Origin of the sequence: Halopseudomonas oceani, from assembly GCF_002903165.1 — a bacterium.
Lineage (GTDB): Bacteria > Pseudomonadota > Gammaproteobacteria > Pseudomonadales > Pseudomonadaceae > Halopseudomonas > Halopseudomonas oceani.
Genome location: NZ_PPSK01000002.1, coordinates 48454 through 61495 on the forward strand (window position 1 = coordinate 48454; position 13042 = coordinate 61495).

Sequence of the window (13042 nt, forward strand, 5' to 3'; positions counted from 1 at the left end):
GGAGACGAGCATGTCCGATGAAATTCTGGCAATGACGGCGATGCAGTTGCGTGAGCATTTTTCCAACCGGCAGCTGTCGCCGGTCGAGGTGGCCAGTGCCATGCTCGACCAGATCGAGCGTGTCGACAGCCACACCAATGGTTTTTGTTTGGTCGACCGCGAAACCACGCTGGCGCTGGCGCGGGCGTCGGAGCAGCGTTATGTCGAGGGGCGCGTGCAGGGCGTGTTGGACGGCATTCCGGTGGCAGTCAAGGACGTTTTCCTCACGCCGATGTGGCCGACGCTCAAAGGCTCTCATACCGTTGATCCGCAGAGCACCATGGACAAGACCGGCGCCTGCACTGCAGCGCTGGCGCGCCACGGTTACGTACCCATCGGCAAGACCACAACGCCTGAACTGGGTTGGAAAGGGGTTACCGACAACCCGGTTAATGGTGTTACCAACAACCCCTGGAACCCGCAGAAGACCTCGGGCGGCTCCTCCGGTGGCAGCGGGGTAGCGGTGGCGCTGGGCATGGCGCCGCTGGCGCTGGGAACCGATGCCGGTGGTTCCATCCGCATTCCATCGGCCTTCTGCGGCATCGTTGGCCTCAAACCCTCGTTTGGTGAGGTGCCGCACTGGCCCTCCAGTCCTTTTGGCACGCTGGCTCATGCCGGTCCGATGACCTGGACGGTAGAAGACTGTGCCCTGATGATGAATGTGCTTTGCGAAGCGGACCACCGTGATACCAATGCGGTACCCCGGCGCGGTATTGACTACCTGGCTGAGCTGAGCGGTGGCGTGAAAGGGCTAAAAATCGCCTACAGTCCGAACCTCGGGTACGTGGATGTCGACCCCGAAGTGGAGGCAGCGGTCGCTCAGGCAGCTCGGGTGTTTGCCGAGCTGGGTGCCGAGGTGGTGCGGGTTGACCCAGGATTCAGTGATCCGCTGGCGGCATTCGGTCACCTGTTCTACGGCGGCGCGGCCAATGCCATTCGTGACCTGGGACCGAAAAAACGCGCCGTGATGGACCCGGAACTGGTCAAGGTAGCGGAGAAAGCGGCCCGTTTGAGCATGCTGGATTACATGGGCGCCATGAACGAATCGATGGCACTGCGTGAACGTATGGCGGCGTTCCATCAGAAGTACGACCTGCTGCTCACTCCTACCCTGCCGCTGACCGCCTTCAAGACCGGCCGCGAGGTGCCGGAGGACTGGCCCAGCACACGCTGGCCGACCTGGACCCCTTTTACCTACCCGTTCAACATGACCGGCCAGCCGGGGCTGTCGGTACCCTGCGGCTTTGACAGCCAGGGGCTGCCCATTGGTCTGCAACTGGTGGGCGCGCGCTTCAATGATGCGCTGGTGCTGCGCGCAGGCCACGCCTATCAGCAGGCTGCACCGTTAACCGACCGTCGGCCAGCGCTGTTTGCTGGCGCCAAGGAGTGATGCCATGGCACTGGGAAGCTCCGATATCGATCTGTATGAATCCGAGGATCCAATCTGGAATCCGGCACTGCTGACCATCCCCATCCCGGGGATTCGCAAGATGGTCAACCTGGCTTCCAGTCTGGATGATGTCATCCATCTGTCTATCGGTCAGCCAGATCTGCCGGCGCCGGACGTCGTGGTTGAAGCGTCGATTGAGGCGCTGCGCGCCGGGCAGACCGGCTACACCATGGATGCCGGCATGCCCGAACTGCTGGAATCGTTGGCGGAGTATTACAGCGAGCGCTATCAGCGGCCGTTGACGCCGGATAACATCATGGTCACCACTGGCGCGACTGAGGCGATCTATCTCGCGCTGACGGCGGTGGCAGCACCTGGTCGCCATTTTATCGTGCCGGATCCGGCGTTCATGCTCTATGCGCCGCTGATTCGCATGAACGGTGGCGAGGTGACCGAAATCACCACCCGCGCAGAGAACAACCACCAGCTTGATCCGCAGGAAGTGATCGACGCCATTGAGCCGCACACCCATGCCATCGTGCTCAACTCGCCAAGTAACCCAACCGGCACGCTGTATCCGCGCGAAACGCTGGAGGCGATTCTGGAGGAGGCGGCGTATCGCGGTATCCACGTCATCAGCGATGAGGTCTATGACCACCTGATCTACGATGGGCGTGAGTATCCGTCGGTGCTGTCGTGCTGCAGCGATCTGGATCACGTCATGGTGGTCAGCAGCTTTTCCAAGACCTACAGCATGGCGGGCATGCGCATCGGCTGGCTGATCGGCAGTCAGGCGGCGATCAAGAAGTTGCGGCGCTATCACATGTTCACGACGACGGTCGCCAACACGCCGTTCCAGTGGGCGGGGGTGGCGGCCTTGCGCAGTGGTGGTGCCTTTATCGAGCAGATGCTCAGTGAGTACACCCGGCGCCGGGATCGGTTGGTGGAGCTGGTAGAGCAGACGCCGCACCTGACCGGGTACAAGCCCGAAGGCGCTTTCTATTTGTTTCCGTCGCTGCCGGAAGGGGTGAACGGCACCAATGTGGCGCTGCGGCTGTTGAAGGAAACCGGGGTGTGCACCATTCCCGGCGAGACCTTCGGCAACAGCTGCAGCAATGCCTTGCGGCTGAGCTACTCGACCTCGCTGGAGCGGATCGAGCAGGCGTTCGAGCGGATTATCCCGTGGATGGAGAAGCAGGATTTTGATTAGGGAGGAAGCCTTTAAGGCTGGAGTTTCCTGACGCATGCGTGCTGACCTCTTTTGGCGTGGGCCAGTAACTGTTGATTGTTTACTGCGCTGTTACTGAATCAGCATTTCGCCTTCACGGCGAGCCAAGGGGGGCCGCTTGCCCGGCCCCCCTTTGCGATCCCCCCGGGCACCCGACTACGCGGCCCTTCGGGTTCGCTGCGTTGTTCGGTTGGATGGGGGTGGCCGGCCAGGTAGCGGCAGAACTCGTCGCTTTGCTCCTCAGACATGCTGCCGCTCTTTTTCCCGTCAGCCCTGCGCTACTCGCCCGCGTAAACGGGACTGGATTCCGTGCACACTTCACCGTTGTTGATCGCTCCCACGCTCTGCGTCCGATCACTCAGACGGCGCGACAAGTGCGTTGTGCGCCTCTCCTTATGTCCCGCTAAATCGCGCCGCGCCCACGCAGCTCGGCAATCTGTGCCTCGTCGTAGCCAAGCTGGCGCAGAATGCTGTCAGTGTGTTCACCCAGGGCTGGTCCGGTCCATTCGGCGCTGCCGGGTGTCTCGGACAGTTTGGGCACGATGCCCGGCATCTTGAATGGTTTGCCGTCCGGCAGGTTGGCGCTGAGGAACATTTCGCGGGCCAGATATTGCGGGTCGCTGAGCATGTCTGCGGCTGAATAGATTTTACTGGCGGGAACTTCGGCCTGCGCCAGCACCTGCAATACGTGCTCCTGCGGCAGGCTGGCGGCCCAGCGATCAATCAGGGCATACAGCTCGTCGCGTCTGGCGTCACGGCCGGCATTGTCGGCCAGGGTCGGGTCGTCGGCCAGATCATCACGGCCAATGGCGCGCATGAAACGCTGGAAGATGGCATCGCCGTTGGCGCCGATCTGTACTGCCTTGCCGTCGCTGCAGGTGTGGATGGAGGAGGGGGTGATGCCGGGCATGATGTTGCCGGTGCGCTCGCGCACAAAGCCCATCACGTCGAACTCGGGCACCATGCTTTCCATCATCGCGAAGACGGCTTCGTACAGCGCGACGTCGACGATCTGGCCCTTGCCCTGATTGACCTCCCGGTGCCGCAGCGCCATCAGTGCGCCAATCACGCCCCAGAGCGCGGCGATGGAGTCACCGATGGAAATACCGGTACGCACCGGCGGGCGGTCCTCGAAACCGGTGATATAACGCAGCCCGCCCATGGATTCGCCGACGGCGCCAAATCCGGGCTGGTCCTTTTGCGGGCCAGTCTGACCAAAGCCGGACAGCCGTACCATGACCAGCCCCGGGTTGAGCGCGTGCAGGGTATCCCAGTCCAGCCCGAGTTTTTCCAGTGTGCCGGGGCGAAAGTTCTCGATCAGGATGTCGGCATCGCCGAGCAATTGCTTGAGCACGTCGATGGCTTCTGGATCTTTCAGGTTGAGGGTCAGCGATTGCTTGTTGCGGGCCTGCACAAACCACCACAGCGAGGTGCCCTCGTAGAGCTTGCGCCACTTGCGCAGCGGATCACCGCCGTTGGGCGACTCGACCTTGATGACCTCGGCGCCGAACTCGGCACAGATGCGCGCGGCAAAGGGGCCGGCGATCAGTGTACCGAGTTCGATGACCTTGAGGCCGGCGAGGGGTTTGGCAGCATTCATGCGGGCTCCGGGTGCGCTGGTTGGGCCGCCAGTGTAGGACAAAGGCGGCGGCCACGGAACGCTGCTCAGTGCTTGATCGCCTCTGCAAACTGGCCGATGGCATCGACTACCCGCTGCGCCTCGTCGCGGATCTCCAGCATCACCTCGCCGGCCCGGTTGGCCAGCACCACGCCCTGTTCCGACTTGCTGCGGCTGCCGGCCATGCCGTCGACAGCGCGATGCGCCAGCTCCATGTTCTGCTGCACCACCTCGTTGATCTCCAGTGTCGCCTGAGCCGTGCGGGCAGCTAGGTTGCGAACTTCATCGGCGACCACGGCGAAACCGCGACCCTGCTCGCCGGCGCGGGCCGCCTCAATGGCAGCGTTCAGGGCCAGCAGGTTGGTCTGGTCAGCGATGCCGCGGATTACCTGCACGATGCTGTTAATCTGCTCTGACTGGCTGTTCAGTGCGTTGATGTGCCCGGAGACACTGTCCAGTTCGTCGGCAATGGAGCGGACTACGTCAACCGCTTCCTCTACCGTCGCGGCGCCGGTGCGGGCGCTTTCATCTGTTTCTGCGGCGATCTCGAAGGCGAGCTGGGCTGCGGCAGATTCGGCGTTGCGCCGCTCGACTTGGGCGGTGATGTCGCTGGCGAACTTGACTACCCCATAGAGTTTGCCGTCGGCGTCATAGAGCGGGTTGTATGTGGCTCGCAACCAGACGGTCTGGCCGCTGCGGGTAACTCGCTGGAATAGGTCGGAAAGGAATTCGCCCTTGTTCAGTTTTTGCCAGGCCTGTTGATAGCCGGCGCTGGCGGCGGTTTCAGGGCTGCAGAAGACCCGGTGATGCTTGCCTTTTATTTCGTCAAGGCGGTAGCCCATGGTGTGCAGGAAGTTCTCATTGGCGGTCACGATCTCGCCGTCCAGGCTGAATTCAATCACAGCCATCGAGCGGTTGATGGCGTTCAGTAGGCTTTGGTGCTGTTGCTCTGCCAGCACTTCACGGGTGATGTCGAAGGCTAGTTTGAGCACCCGAGACACGCTGCCGCCTTCGCTGAGGATAGGGATATAACAGGCTTCCAGCCAGATCTTGCGACCGTCTTTGGCAATTCTGGCAAAACGGTCGCTGAAACTTTCACCGCTTGCCAGGCGTTGCCAGAAGCGTCGGTAGTCGACGCTGTTGACCTGCTCTGACGGGCAGAACAGGCTGTGCTTCTGTCCACGGATATCAGCCAGTTGATAGCCGACCACATTCAGGAACGCTGCATTGGCGTCGAGTATTTCACCTTGTGGAGTGAACTCGATCCAGGCCAGATTCTCGCGTATGGCGCTGAGAATGTGTGATTGGGTTGCGAGTAACTGCTTGTTCTGTTGAAGCTCTGATTTAATGCGTGCTCCGAACATGACAACCTCTTGGTAGCGCGGATAGGGGCAGATGAATGCAGGATATAGCTGCATCGGCCTACGGGCTCTGGACTTGAGTCGGCAGGGCCGCATTGGGTCAGATTTTTTTTCGCCGACAGGGTCTATGATCGGCGTACGATATGGGATTGATCAGGAGGATGACTTGGCTACCAGTTTGCTTGTACTGCTCGACGATATTGCGTCGGTGCTGGATGATGTTTCGGTTATGGGCAAGGTTGCGGCCAAGAAGACGGCCGGTGTTTTGGGTGATGATCTGGCGCTTAACGCCCAACAGGTTACCGGTGTTCGGGCTGAGCGGGAGCTGCCGGTGGTGTGGGCGGTGGCCAAGGGATCGTTTCGCAACAAACTCATTTTGGTCCCGGCTGCGCTGCTGATCAGCGCGGTCGCACCCTGGGCTATTACGCCGTTGCTGATGCTGGGCGGTGCCTTCCTCTGTTATGAGGGCGCAGAAAAGCTGGCGCATCGTTTTCTTCACGACACAGCGGCAGAGCACAAGCAATCGCTTGAAGTCCTGCAGGATGAGAGCGTGGATGTGGTTGCGTTTGAGAAGGCCAAAATTGCGGGGGCAATCAGAACGGATTTTGTCCTGTCGGCCGAGATTATTGCGATTACTCTGGGTACGGTGGCGGAAGCCGATCTGATCCGTCAGTTGGTGGTGCTGTCGGGGATTGCGATTGTCATAACCATCGGTGTTTATGGTCTGGTTGCCGGCATCGTCAAACTGGATGACGGTGGCCTTGCTCTGACGCGCAAGGATAGCCCACTGCTGCAACGGCTGGGGCAGGGCATCCTCAGGGCTGCACCTTGGCTGATGAAGACGCTGTCTGTGGTTGGAACGGCAGCGATGTTCATGGTTGGCGGCGGCATCCTGGCGCACGGCTTATCGGTGGTCCATCACTGGATCGAGAGCAGCGCGGAACGGTTGGGTGAACTGCCGTATCTGGGAATGCTGCTGGACGGGATAATACCGACGCTGCTCAACGCCGGGTTTGGGATCGTTGTTGGCGCAGTGCTGGTGGGTGCGTTCACCCTGATTGGACGGTTGCGCGGCTGAGATCAGCTTTGCAGCAGGTGGGCGTGGGTAGTCAGGTCTTCACCCAGTCGATATTGGTTGTTGCCGCTGCGTTTTGCCGCATACATGGCCAGGTCGGCCGCATGGATCAGCTTGTCCATGGTGGCGGCGTGGTCTGGGAACATGGCGATACCGAGGCTGCTGCCGACCCGGTAGTCGCGCCCCTGCAGTGTCATGGCTGGCGTGAGGCTGGCAAACAGCTTTTCGCAGATCTGATGCGCTTCGTCGCTGACCTTGGTGTGGCGCGATAGTCCCTCCAGCAGTACCACGAATTCATCGCCTCCCAGCCTGGCAACCATGTCCGAGCTGCGAACGGCGCTGCGCAGACGTTTGGCAACCTCCAGCAGTACTTCGTCACCCGTTGCATGACCGTGTTGGTCGTTAATCGCCTTGAAGTTATTAAGGTCGATAAATACCAGTGCCAGCCGCGTTTGCTGCGTTCTGGCCAGTCCCAGAGAGGCCTCCAGCCGCTGCTCAAGCATCAGGCGGTTGGGTAGGCCGGTCAGCGGGTCTTGGTGAGCGCGTTGCTCCAGCTCCCGAGTCGAATGTTTTTCTTCGGTGATATCCCGAACGACGCCCATCATCTTGACCGGCTGACCCTGTTCGTTTTTCACCACGTTACCGGTCTCCCGCACCCAGTGCACGCTGCCGTCGGGCCAGATGACGCGGTATTCCTCGTCGTGATTCTCGCCGGTTTCGATGCAATTCAGTTCGCCTGCCCTGACTCGCTCCCGGTCGTCCGGGTGCACGCTGTTACAGAACAGGCTGTAGGACGGCGTCACCTCTCCCGGTTGATAACCAAACATGCCGTAGATGGCTTCTGACCAGTACAGGCGGTCGGTATCAATATCCCAGTCCCAGGTGCCGATCCGTGCGAAATACTGGCTGCGCTTGAAGCGTTCCATTGATTCGCCGCTAGCTTGCATTGCCTGCTCAGGGTGCAGCAATAGAACGTGCTGGTTCCCGATGTCGGCCAGCCGCGTAAGTTCCTGCTGCAGTTTCTGCTGACCGTTGTCTAGCAGGGTTTCTACACGCTGCATGGGGGGCGGCAGCGCTGTGAGCATGGGTAGCCAATGCGTTATGGGAGTATTCCGCGGCAGGGGCTGATCGGGGAGGCCAAGCATGCGAGCTGCGGCGGGATTGTGCCAGCGGATGTGCAGCTGGCGGTCCAGTATGAGGAGCCCGTTAGGCGATACCTTGAGCAATGCCTTGAAGGTGGCTGCCTGTCGCCTGCTATGCCACACGGCGACGCAAGCAAACAGTAGTGCAAACAGGGCTATGGCGGTTAGCGCAAGGGGCATCGGGTCATCAGGTGAGCGGTCTTTGTCGCAGTATAACGTGGCTGGAGTGGCAAGCCAGTGAATACCGACAATCCGCTGCTGACTGAACCACTGGTGCGGCAGCGACTCACAGTTACACAGGAGTGCAGGAGGGCGCCATGCTTGAGTTGGAGCGGATAATGAGCATCGTCGGCGATACATTGGCTGACGAGTTTTCTGATCTCACGGATGTGGAGCAGGGCACTCGTGTCACGCTGCGGCTGATGTTGGCAGCGCTGCTGGGTGGTCTGCTCGGTCTGGAGCGCGAGCGGCAGGGCAAGGCCGCTGGCGTGCGTACCCATATGCTGGTCTGTCTGGGCGCGGCGCTGTTTGTGCTGGTTCCGGATGTCGGCGGGGCGTTGGGCGATGCCATGAGTCGGGTTGTTCAGGGGGTTATTGCCGGTGTTGGTTTTTTGGGGGCGGGCACTATTCTCAAGGGTGATGCGAGCAATCAGGTCAAGGGGCTGACGACCGCGGCTGGTATCTGGTTGACCGCTGCCATCGGCGTGACTATCGGTTTGGGTCATCAGGCGACGGGGCTGCTCTGCGCGGGCTTGGCGCTGGTTATTCTGCATCTGGTGCCGATGCTGTTTCGCTATCCGCAATCGCCTTCCTGACAAAGCGCCGAACTGTGCGCGAGTTGTCTTTTCTTAGCCTGACGCAACGCGGGTTGCTGTAGTTAAATAGCCGGTGCACGGATTGCGCCTCCTCTCATGTTGCCTGGAAGGCCTGCCTCATCTTGATCCCTCTGCTTTTATCGCCTGCTGGCGCTGCGCTTGATGCTGTCCTGAAAACACGCACAAAAACATCACATGTAATTAATTGCTTTGTTACATGTGATGGTCTAGTCTCGCTTCATGGAAAAGAAATCATCTGCTTATTATCAGCGACTTTATCGCCAGCGCCTGCGTGAGCAGGGGTTGGTCAAGAAAGAAGTCTGGATATTGCCCGAGCATGCCTCTGCGCTCATGGCAGTAGAACGCAAGCTGCGCCAGCCGATGGCCCAGCTGGACTCAATGGAGAAGGAGATAGACATGAGCATGCAGCAGGTTTGGACTGCCACAGCGTTGCACAAGGCGTTGAGTGGCACGGAGCTGTTTCAGGGCACGCGAGCGAGCGTCGAGTTAATCGACGGTAGCGACGCCAGTCTGCACGTCACCATGCATGAGTATGGCGATCTGCCGCTTTTTATCGCGGTATTTGGCGAGCAAGTGATTGTTGAGGCGTTACTGTGGCCGACGTCGGATGTGCGTGATCTGCCAGCCTTCAATGAAGAGGTGCTGCGCACCCACAAGCTGTTCCCGCTGTCGAGTATCGGCCTTGAGCGTCTGGCTGATGGTACCGATTGCTACACCATGTTCGGTGCCTTGAGCTCTGGCTCGGCACTGTCTGATGTGGTGTTCGAGATCGAGCTGCTGGCGGACAACGTGATCAAGGCTACCGAAGCCTATGAGAATCATCTGGCGATGCCAGCCTGACAAGGAGAAAGCTGATGAACGTGTGGAGCAAATTGCTGACTGCGATGCGGGGCGGTGCTCAGGAAGCAGGCGAGGCGCTGGTCGATAGCCAGGCCCTGCGTATCCTCGATCAGGAAATTCGTGATGCCGATGCTGAGCTGCATCGTTCTCGCGAAGCGCTGGCCAATATCATGGCCAAGCAGAAGCTGGCTGCCGACAAGCTTAGCAAGGTATCGGCGCGTATTGCCGAGTATGAGCAGTACGCCCTGAAGGCGCTTGAGTCGGGCAACGAGGCGCTGGCCCGAGAGGTTGCCGAAAAAATTGCCGGCCTGGAAAACGAGGCGCGACTGGAATCCGAGCAGGCTGAGGCCTACGCGACCAGCGTGGCGAACCTGCGTCAGGCCGTGCAGCAGGCCGAGGGCAATATCAAGCGACTGAAGCAGCAGGTTGATGTGGTCAAGGCTACTGAAAGCGTGCAGAAAGCACAGCTTGCGGTGTCCCAGCGTTACGGCGGCTCACAGGCCAAGATGCACACGGCACTTGAGTCGCTAGAACGCATCAAGCAGAAACAGGCGGAGCGTGGCGCCCGTATGGAGGCCGCAGCCGAGCTGGCGGTTGAGGGCAGCCCCGACCAGGCGCTGGAAGAGAAATTGCGAGCGGCGGGCATTACGCCGGCTTCCGGCAGCGCAGACAGTGTGCTGGAGCGTCTGAAGCAGCGCTCTGATAGTTAGGTGCTTTGAGCGGTCAGGGAAGGGGATCGGGATGGAGCTTTTCTTTCAGACGTCGCTGACGTTTCCGGTGGTGGTTTTCAGCTTCATGCTGTGCGTGGCCATGCTGTATTGGCTGACGGTGGCGCTGGGTGCGCTGGATGTTGACGTGCTGGATGCCGGCGGTGACGGCGGCATGGACGACCCGTCCAATGCCGAAGGCCTCGGCGGTCTGCTGATGAAGCTGGGGCTGCATGACGTCCCGGTCACCCTGGTGCTGACGGTGCTGGTGTTCTTTGCCTGGCTGGCCAGTTACTTCACGCAGCTGTTGTTGCTGGGCTGGCTGCCGCTGGGCTTGCTGCGTTATCCCCTGGGGATGGTGGTCATCGTGCTGGCGCTGGCGGTAGCCGTGCCCGTCACCCGGCTGGTGGTGGCGCCGTTGCGGCCGCTGTTTCGCAAGGCGCTGGGCTCAACCACGCGCTCGCTGCTCGGCCAGGTCGTGGTGGTGAGATCGCCTCTGGTCAGTGATCGGCTGGGCGAGGCGGTGATGGAAGACGGCGGTGCAGGCTTGATCCTGCGTGTGCGAGCGGACCCGGCGCTGGGGTTCAAGCGCGGTGACCGACTGGTCCTGCTGGAATACCTGGAGGCGGAGCACGCCTATCGGGTTATCGGTGAAGACGAATTTAACGGGAAATAGTGCGAGGCGGCACTGTTCGGGTGCTGTGTCGTCCTGCAAAGGAGTTTGAGCGTAATGAGTATGTCCATGGTAATGCCCTTCCTGATCGGGGTTGGCATCGTCTTTTTGCTGATCGTCGGTTTTTTTGTACTGTTCAATGCGTTCTACATCAAGGTGCCCCAGGGCACGGCCTTGATCGTGAACGACATGAGCTCCACCCCGAAGGTGCATTTCACCGGGGCGCTGGTTTATCCGGTGATCTACAAGAAAGAGTTCATGAAAATCTCCCTGTTGACGCTGGAAGTGGACCGGCGCGGCAAGGACGGCCTGATCTGTCAGGATAACCTGCGGGCTGATATCACCGTTGCCTTCTACCTGCGAGTCAATGAGACCCAGCAGGATGTGCTCAAGGTAGCGAAGGCGATTGGCGTTGATCGTGCGTCCGATCGCACGGCGGTCAATGAACTGTTCAATGCCAAGTTCTCCGAAGCGCTCAAGACCGTCGGCAAGAAGTTCGACTTCGTCAGCCTGTTCGAGGAACGTCAGAATTTCCGTGACCGCATCATAGAGGTCATCGGTAACGATCTGAACGGCTACGTGCTGGAAGATGTGGCGATTGACTATCTTGAGCAAACGCCGCGCGTCTCGCTGGACCCTACCAACATTCTTGATGCCCAGGGTATTCGCAAGATTACCGAGCTGACGGCGACCCAGAACGTGATCACCAACGAGCTGGAGCGTAACGAAGAGCTAGCGATCATGAAGAAGAATGTCGAGACGCGTGAGGCGACTTTGGCCCTTGAGCGCCAGCAGGCTGACGCCGAGGCCCGTCAAGAGCGTGAAATTGAAACCATCCGCGCGCGCGAGCAGGCGGAGACCATCAAGGTGCAGGAAGAAGAGCGCCTGAAGGCCGAGCAGGCCCGCATCCAGACCCAGCAGGATCTGGATATCCGTAGCGAAAACCATCACCGGGAAGTCGAAGTGGCTCAGCAGAATCGCCAGCGCGCGGTGGTGATCGAGGTCGAAAAGGTCACCCGTGCCCGTGATCTGGAAGTGGTAGCCCGCGAGCGTGAAGTTGAGCTGCAGCGCATCGAAAAGGAAAAGGCGCTGGAGGAAGAGCGCAAGAATATCGCTGGCGTAATCCGCGAGCGGGTCGCGGTCGAGAAAACCGTGGCGCAGGAAGAAGAGCGCATCAAGGAAGTACGCGAGGTCGCCGAAGCCGATCGCCAGAAACAAGTGCAGGTGCTTAATGCGCAGGCCGAGGCCGAGCAGGAGCTGGTGCGTCAGGTCAAGCAGGCCGAGGCGGACGAAACCAAGTCGCGGCATAAGGCTGTGGAGATGAACAACCTGGCTCAGGCCGAACTCGAGGCTGCAGCCAAAATGTCTGAGGCAGCGAAAAAACGCGCTGAGGGTACTCAGGCTGAAGCCGCCGCCGACGGTCTGGCTGCTGCCCGTGTCCGTGAAGTTACCGCTGCAGCGAAAGAGAAGGAAGGCCTGGCCGAGGCGCACATTCAGTCCGAACAGCTGATCGCGCAAGCCAAAGGTGAGCAGGAGCAGGGGCTGGCGCAGGCTCGGGTGATTGAGGCGCAGGCAGCTGCTCGCGAGAAGGAAGGTCTGGCTGAAGCTAAGGTGCTGGAAGAAAAACTGACCGCGCAGGCTCGCGGGGAAGAGCAGTTGGGTGTGGCCAAGGCGCGTGCCGCCAAGGACCTGGGACTGGTCGAGGCCGAAGTGCTGCTGGAGCGCCTGAACGCCGAGGCCGAGGGTCTGGGCAAGAAGTTCTCCGCTTTGGGTGAGCTCAGCGACGACGCACGTCAGCACGAAGAATTCCGTATGCAGCTTGAGAAGAGCTTTGAGGAAGCAATGGCGGCTATTGCTGCCAACAAGGACATCGCCCGGGATCAGGCGGAAGTCCTCTCTACTGCGCTCGCCAAGGCCAACATTGAAATCGTCGGCGGTGAGGGTGACTTCTTCAATTCCTTCGCCAAGTCGCTGTCGGTTGGTAAAGCGATTGAGGGTGTGGTCGGCAAGAGTCCGGTCGTTCAGGATGTGCTGCAGCGGCTGCTGGCCGGGCGCGGCACTGGTGACATGCCGAACGTGGCCAACAAAGGCGACGCTGAAGCCTGACAGGCTCTTTCGCTTGACGCCCCGGCG

At 60.2% G+C, this 13042-nt stretch carries 11 protein-coding genes and 1 pseudogene; 8 read left to right on the forward strand and 4 right to left on the reverse strand.

Translation table 11 applies throughout. The features are described from left to right. The first annotated feature begins 10 nt into the window (after window positions 1-10). Window positions 11-1429 (forward strand): amidase, encoded by a 1419-nt coding sequence (locus C1949_RS02450; protein ID WP_104736900.1) that lies wholly within the window; start codon window positions 11-13, stop codon window positions 1427-1429. A gap of 4 nt (window positions 1430-1433) precedes the next feature. Continuing rightward, window positions 1434-2639, forward strand: coding sequence for a pyridoxal phosphate-dependent aminotransferase (locus C1949_RS02455; protein ID WP_104736901.1), 1206 nt, complete (start codon window positions 1434-1436; stop codon window positions 2637-2639). A gap of 421 nt (window positions 2640-3060) precedes the next feature. On the opposite strand, the gene C1949_RS02460 is transcribed toward C1949_RS02455, so the two are convergent. Then, window positions 3061-4257: a CaiB/BaiF CoA transferase family protein gene (locus C1949_RS02460; RefSeq protein WP_104736902.1), complete on the reverse strand. Its 1197-nt coding sequence runs from the start codon at window positions 4255-4257 to the stop codon at window positions 3061-3063. 65 nt (window positions 4258-4322) lie between these two features. Next, the gene (locus C1949_RS19725) at window positions 4323-5639 is read right to left on the reverse strand and encodes a methyl-accepting chemotaxis protein (protein ID WP_104737190.1); all 1317 of its coding nucleotides are present in this window, start codon (window positions 5637-5639) and stop codon (window positions 4323-4325) included. Window positions 5640-5802: 163 nt separating this feature from the next. Here C1949_RS19725 and C1949_RS02470 point away from each other — a divergent pair, with 163 nt between their 5' ends. Next, window positions 5803-6714, forward strand: coding sequence for a DUF808 domain-containing protein (locus tag C1949_RS02470; RefSeq protein ID WP_104736903.1), 912 nt, complete (start codon window positions 5803-5805; stop codon window positions 6712-6714). 2 nt (window positions 6715-6716) lie between these two features. On the opposite strand, the gene C1949_RS02475 is transcribed toward C1949_RS02470, so the two are convergent. Together C1949_RS02475 and C1949_RS19805 are read right to left on the reverse strand one after the other, a co-directional pair. Next, a complete protein-coding gene (locus tag C1949_RS02475; protein ID WP_229744482.1) occupies window positions 6717-7772 on the reverse strand; it encodes a sensor domain-containing diguanylate cyclase in 1056 nt (351 codons plus the stop codon). 51 nt (window positions 7773-7823) lie between these two features. Further along, a pseudogene (locus C1949_RS19805) lies at window positions 7824-8213 on the reverse strand (PAS domain-containing protein); the annotation flags it as partial. Here C1949_RS19805 and C1949_RS02480 point away from each other — a divergent pair. From C1949_RS02480 to C1949_RS02500, 5 genes are all read left to right on the forward strand, one after another. After that, entirely contained in the window at window positions 8171-8668 is a 498-nt protein-coding gene (locus C1949_RS02480; protein WP_211287060.1) for an MgtC/SapB family protein, read from the forward strand. The pseudogene C1949_RS19805 and the gene C1949_RS02480 sit on opposite strands and share 43 nt — an antisense overlap. A 240-nt stretch (window positions 8669-8908) precedes the next feature. After that, window positions 8909-9529: a biofilm formation regulator BacA gene (gene bacA, locus C1949_RS02485; protein WP_104736905.1), complete on the forward strand. Its 621-nt coding sequence runs from the start codon at window positions 8909-8911 to the stop codon at window positions 9527-9529. A gap of 14 nt (window positions 9530-9543) precedes the next feature. Next, window positions 9544-10239: a PspA/IM30 family protein gene (locus C1949_RS02490; RefSeq protein ID WP_104736906.1), complete on the forward strand. Its 696-nt coding sequence runs from the start codon at window positions 9544-9546 to the stop codon at window positions 10237-10239. A 31-nt stretch (window positions 10240-10270) separates the two neighbouring features. Then, a complete protein-coding gene (locus C1949_RS02495; RefSeq protein ID WP_104736907.1) occupies window positions 10271-10912 on the forward strand; it encodes a hypothetical protein in 642 nt (213 codons plus the stop codon). Between the two features lie 54 nt (window positions 10913-10966). Continuing rightward, the gene (locus tag C1949_RS02500) at window positions 10967-13015 is read left to right on the forward strand and encodes a flotillin family protein (RefSeq protein ID WP_104736908.1); all 2049 of its coding nucleotides are present in this window, start codon (window positions 10967-10969) and stop codon (window positions 13013-13015) included. The last annotated feature ends 27 nt before the right edge of the window (window positions 13016-13042 follow it).

Excerpts from the sequence above, each read along its gene's own strand:
- C1949_RS02450 (WP_104736900.1), top strand. The coding sequence starts at position 11 with ATGTCCGATGAAATTCTGGCAATGACGGCGATGCAGTTGCGTGAGCAT.
- C1949_RS02455 (WP_104736901.1), top strand. The coding sequence starts at position 1,434 with ATGGCACTGGGAAGCTCCGATATCGATCTGTATGAATCCGAGGATCCA.
- C1949_RS02460 (WP_104736902.1), bottom strand. The coding sequence starts at position 4,257 with ATGAATGCTGCCAAACCCCTCGCCGGCCTCAAGGTCATCGAACTCGGT.
- C1949_RS19725 (WP_104737190.1), bottom strand. The coding sequence starts at position 5,639 with ATGTTCGGAGCACGCATTAAATCAGAGCTTCAACAGAACAAGCAGTTA.
- C1949_RS02475 (WP_229744482.1), bottom strand. The coding sequence starts at position 7,772 with ATGCAGCGTGTAGAAACCCTGCTAGACAACGGTCAGCAGAAACTGCAG.
- C1949_RS02480 (WP_211287060.1), top strand. The coding sequence starts at position 8,171 with ATGCTTGAGTTGGAGCGGATAATGAGCATCGTCGGCGATACATTGGCT.
- bacA (WP_104736905.1), top strand. The coding sequence starts at position 8,909 with ATGGAAAAGAAATCATCTGCTTATTATCAGCGACTTTATCGCCAGCGC.
- C1949_RS02490 (WP_104736906.1), top strand. The coding sequence starts at position 9,544 with ATGAACGTGTGGAGCAAATTGCTGACTGCGATGCGGGGCGGTGCTCAG.
- C1949_RS02495 (WP_104736907.1), top strand. The coding sequence starts at position 10,271 with ATGGAGCTTTTCTTTCAGACGTCGCTGACGTTTCCGGTGGTGGTTTTC.
- C1949_RS02500 (WP_104736908.1), top strand. The coding sequence starts at position 10,967 with ATGAGTATGTCCATGGTAATGCCCTTCCTGATCGGGGTTGGCATCGTC.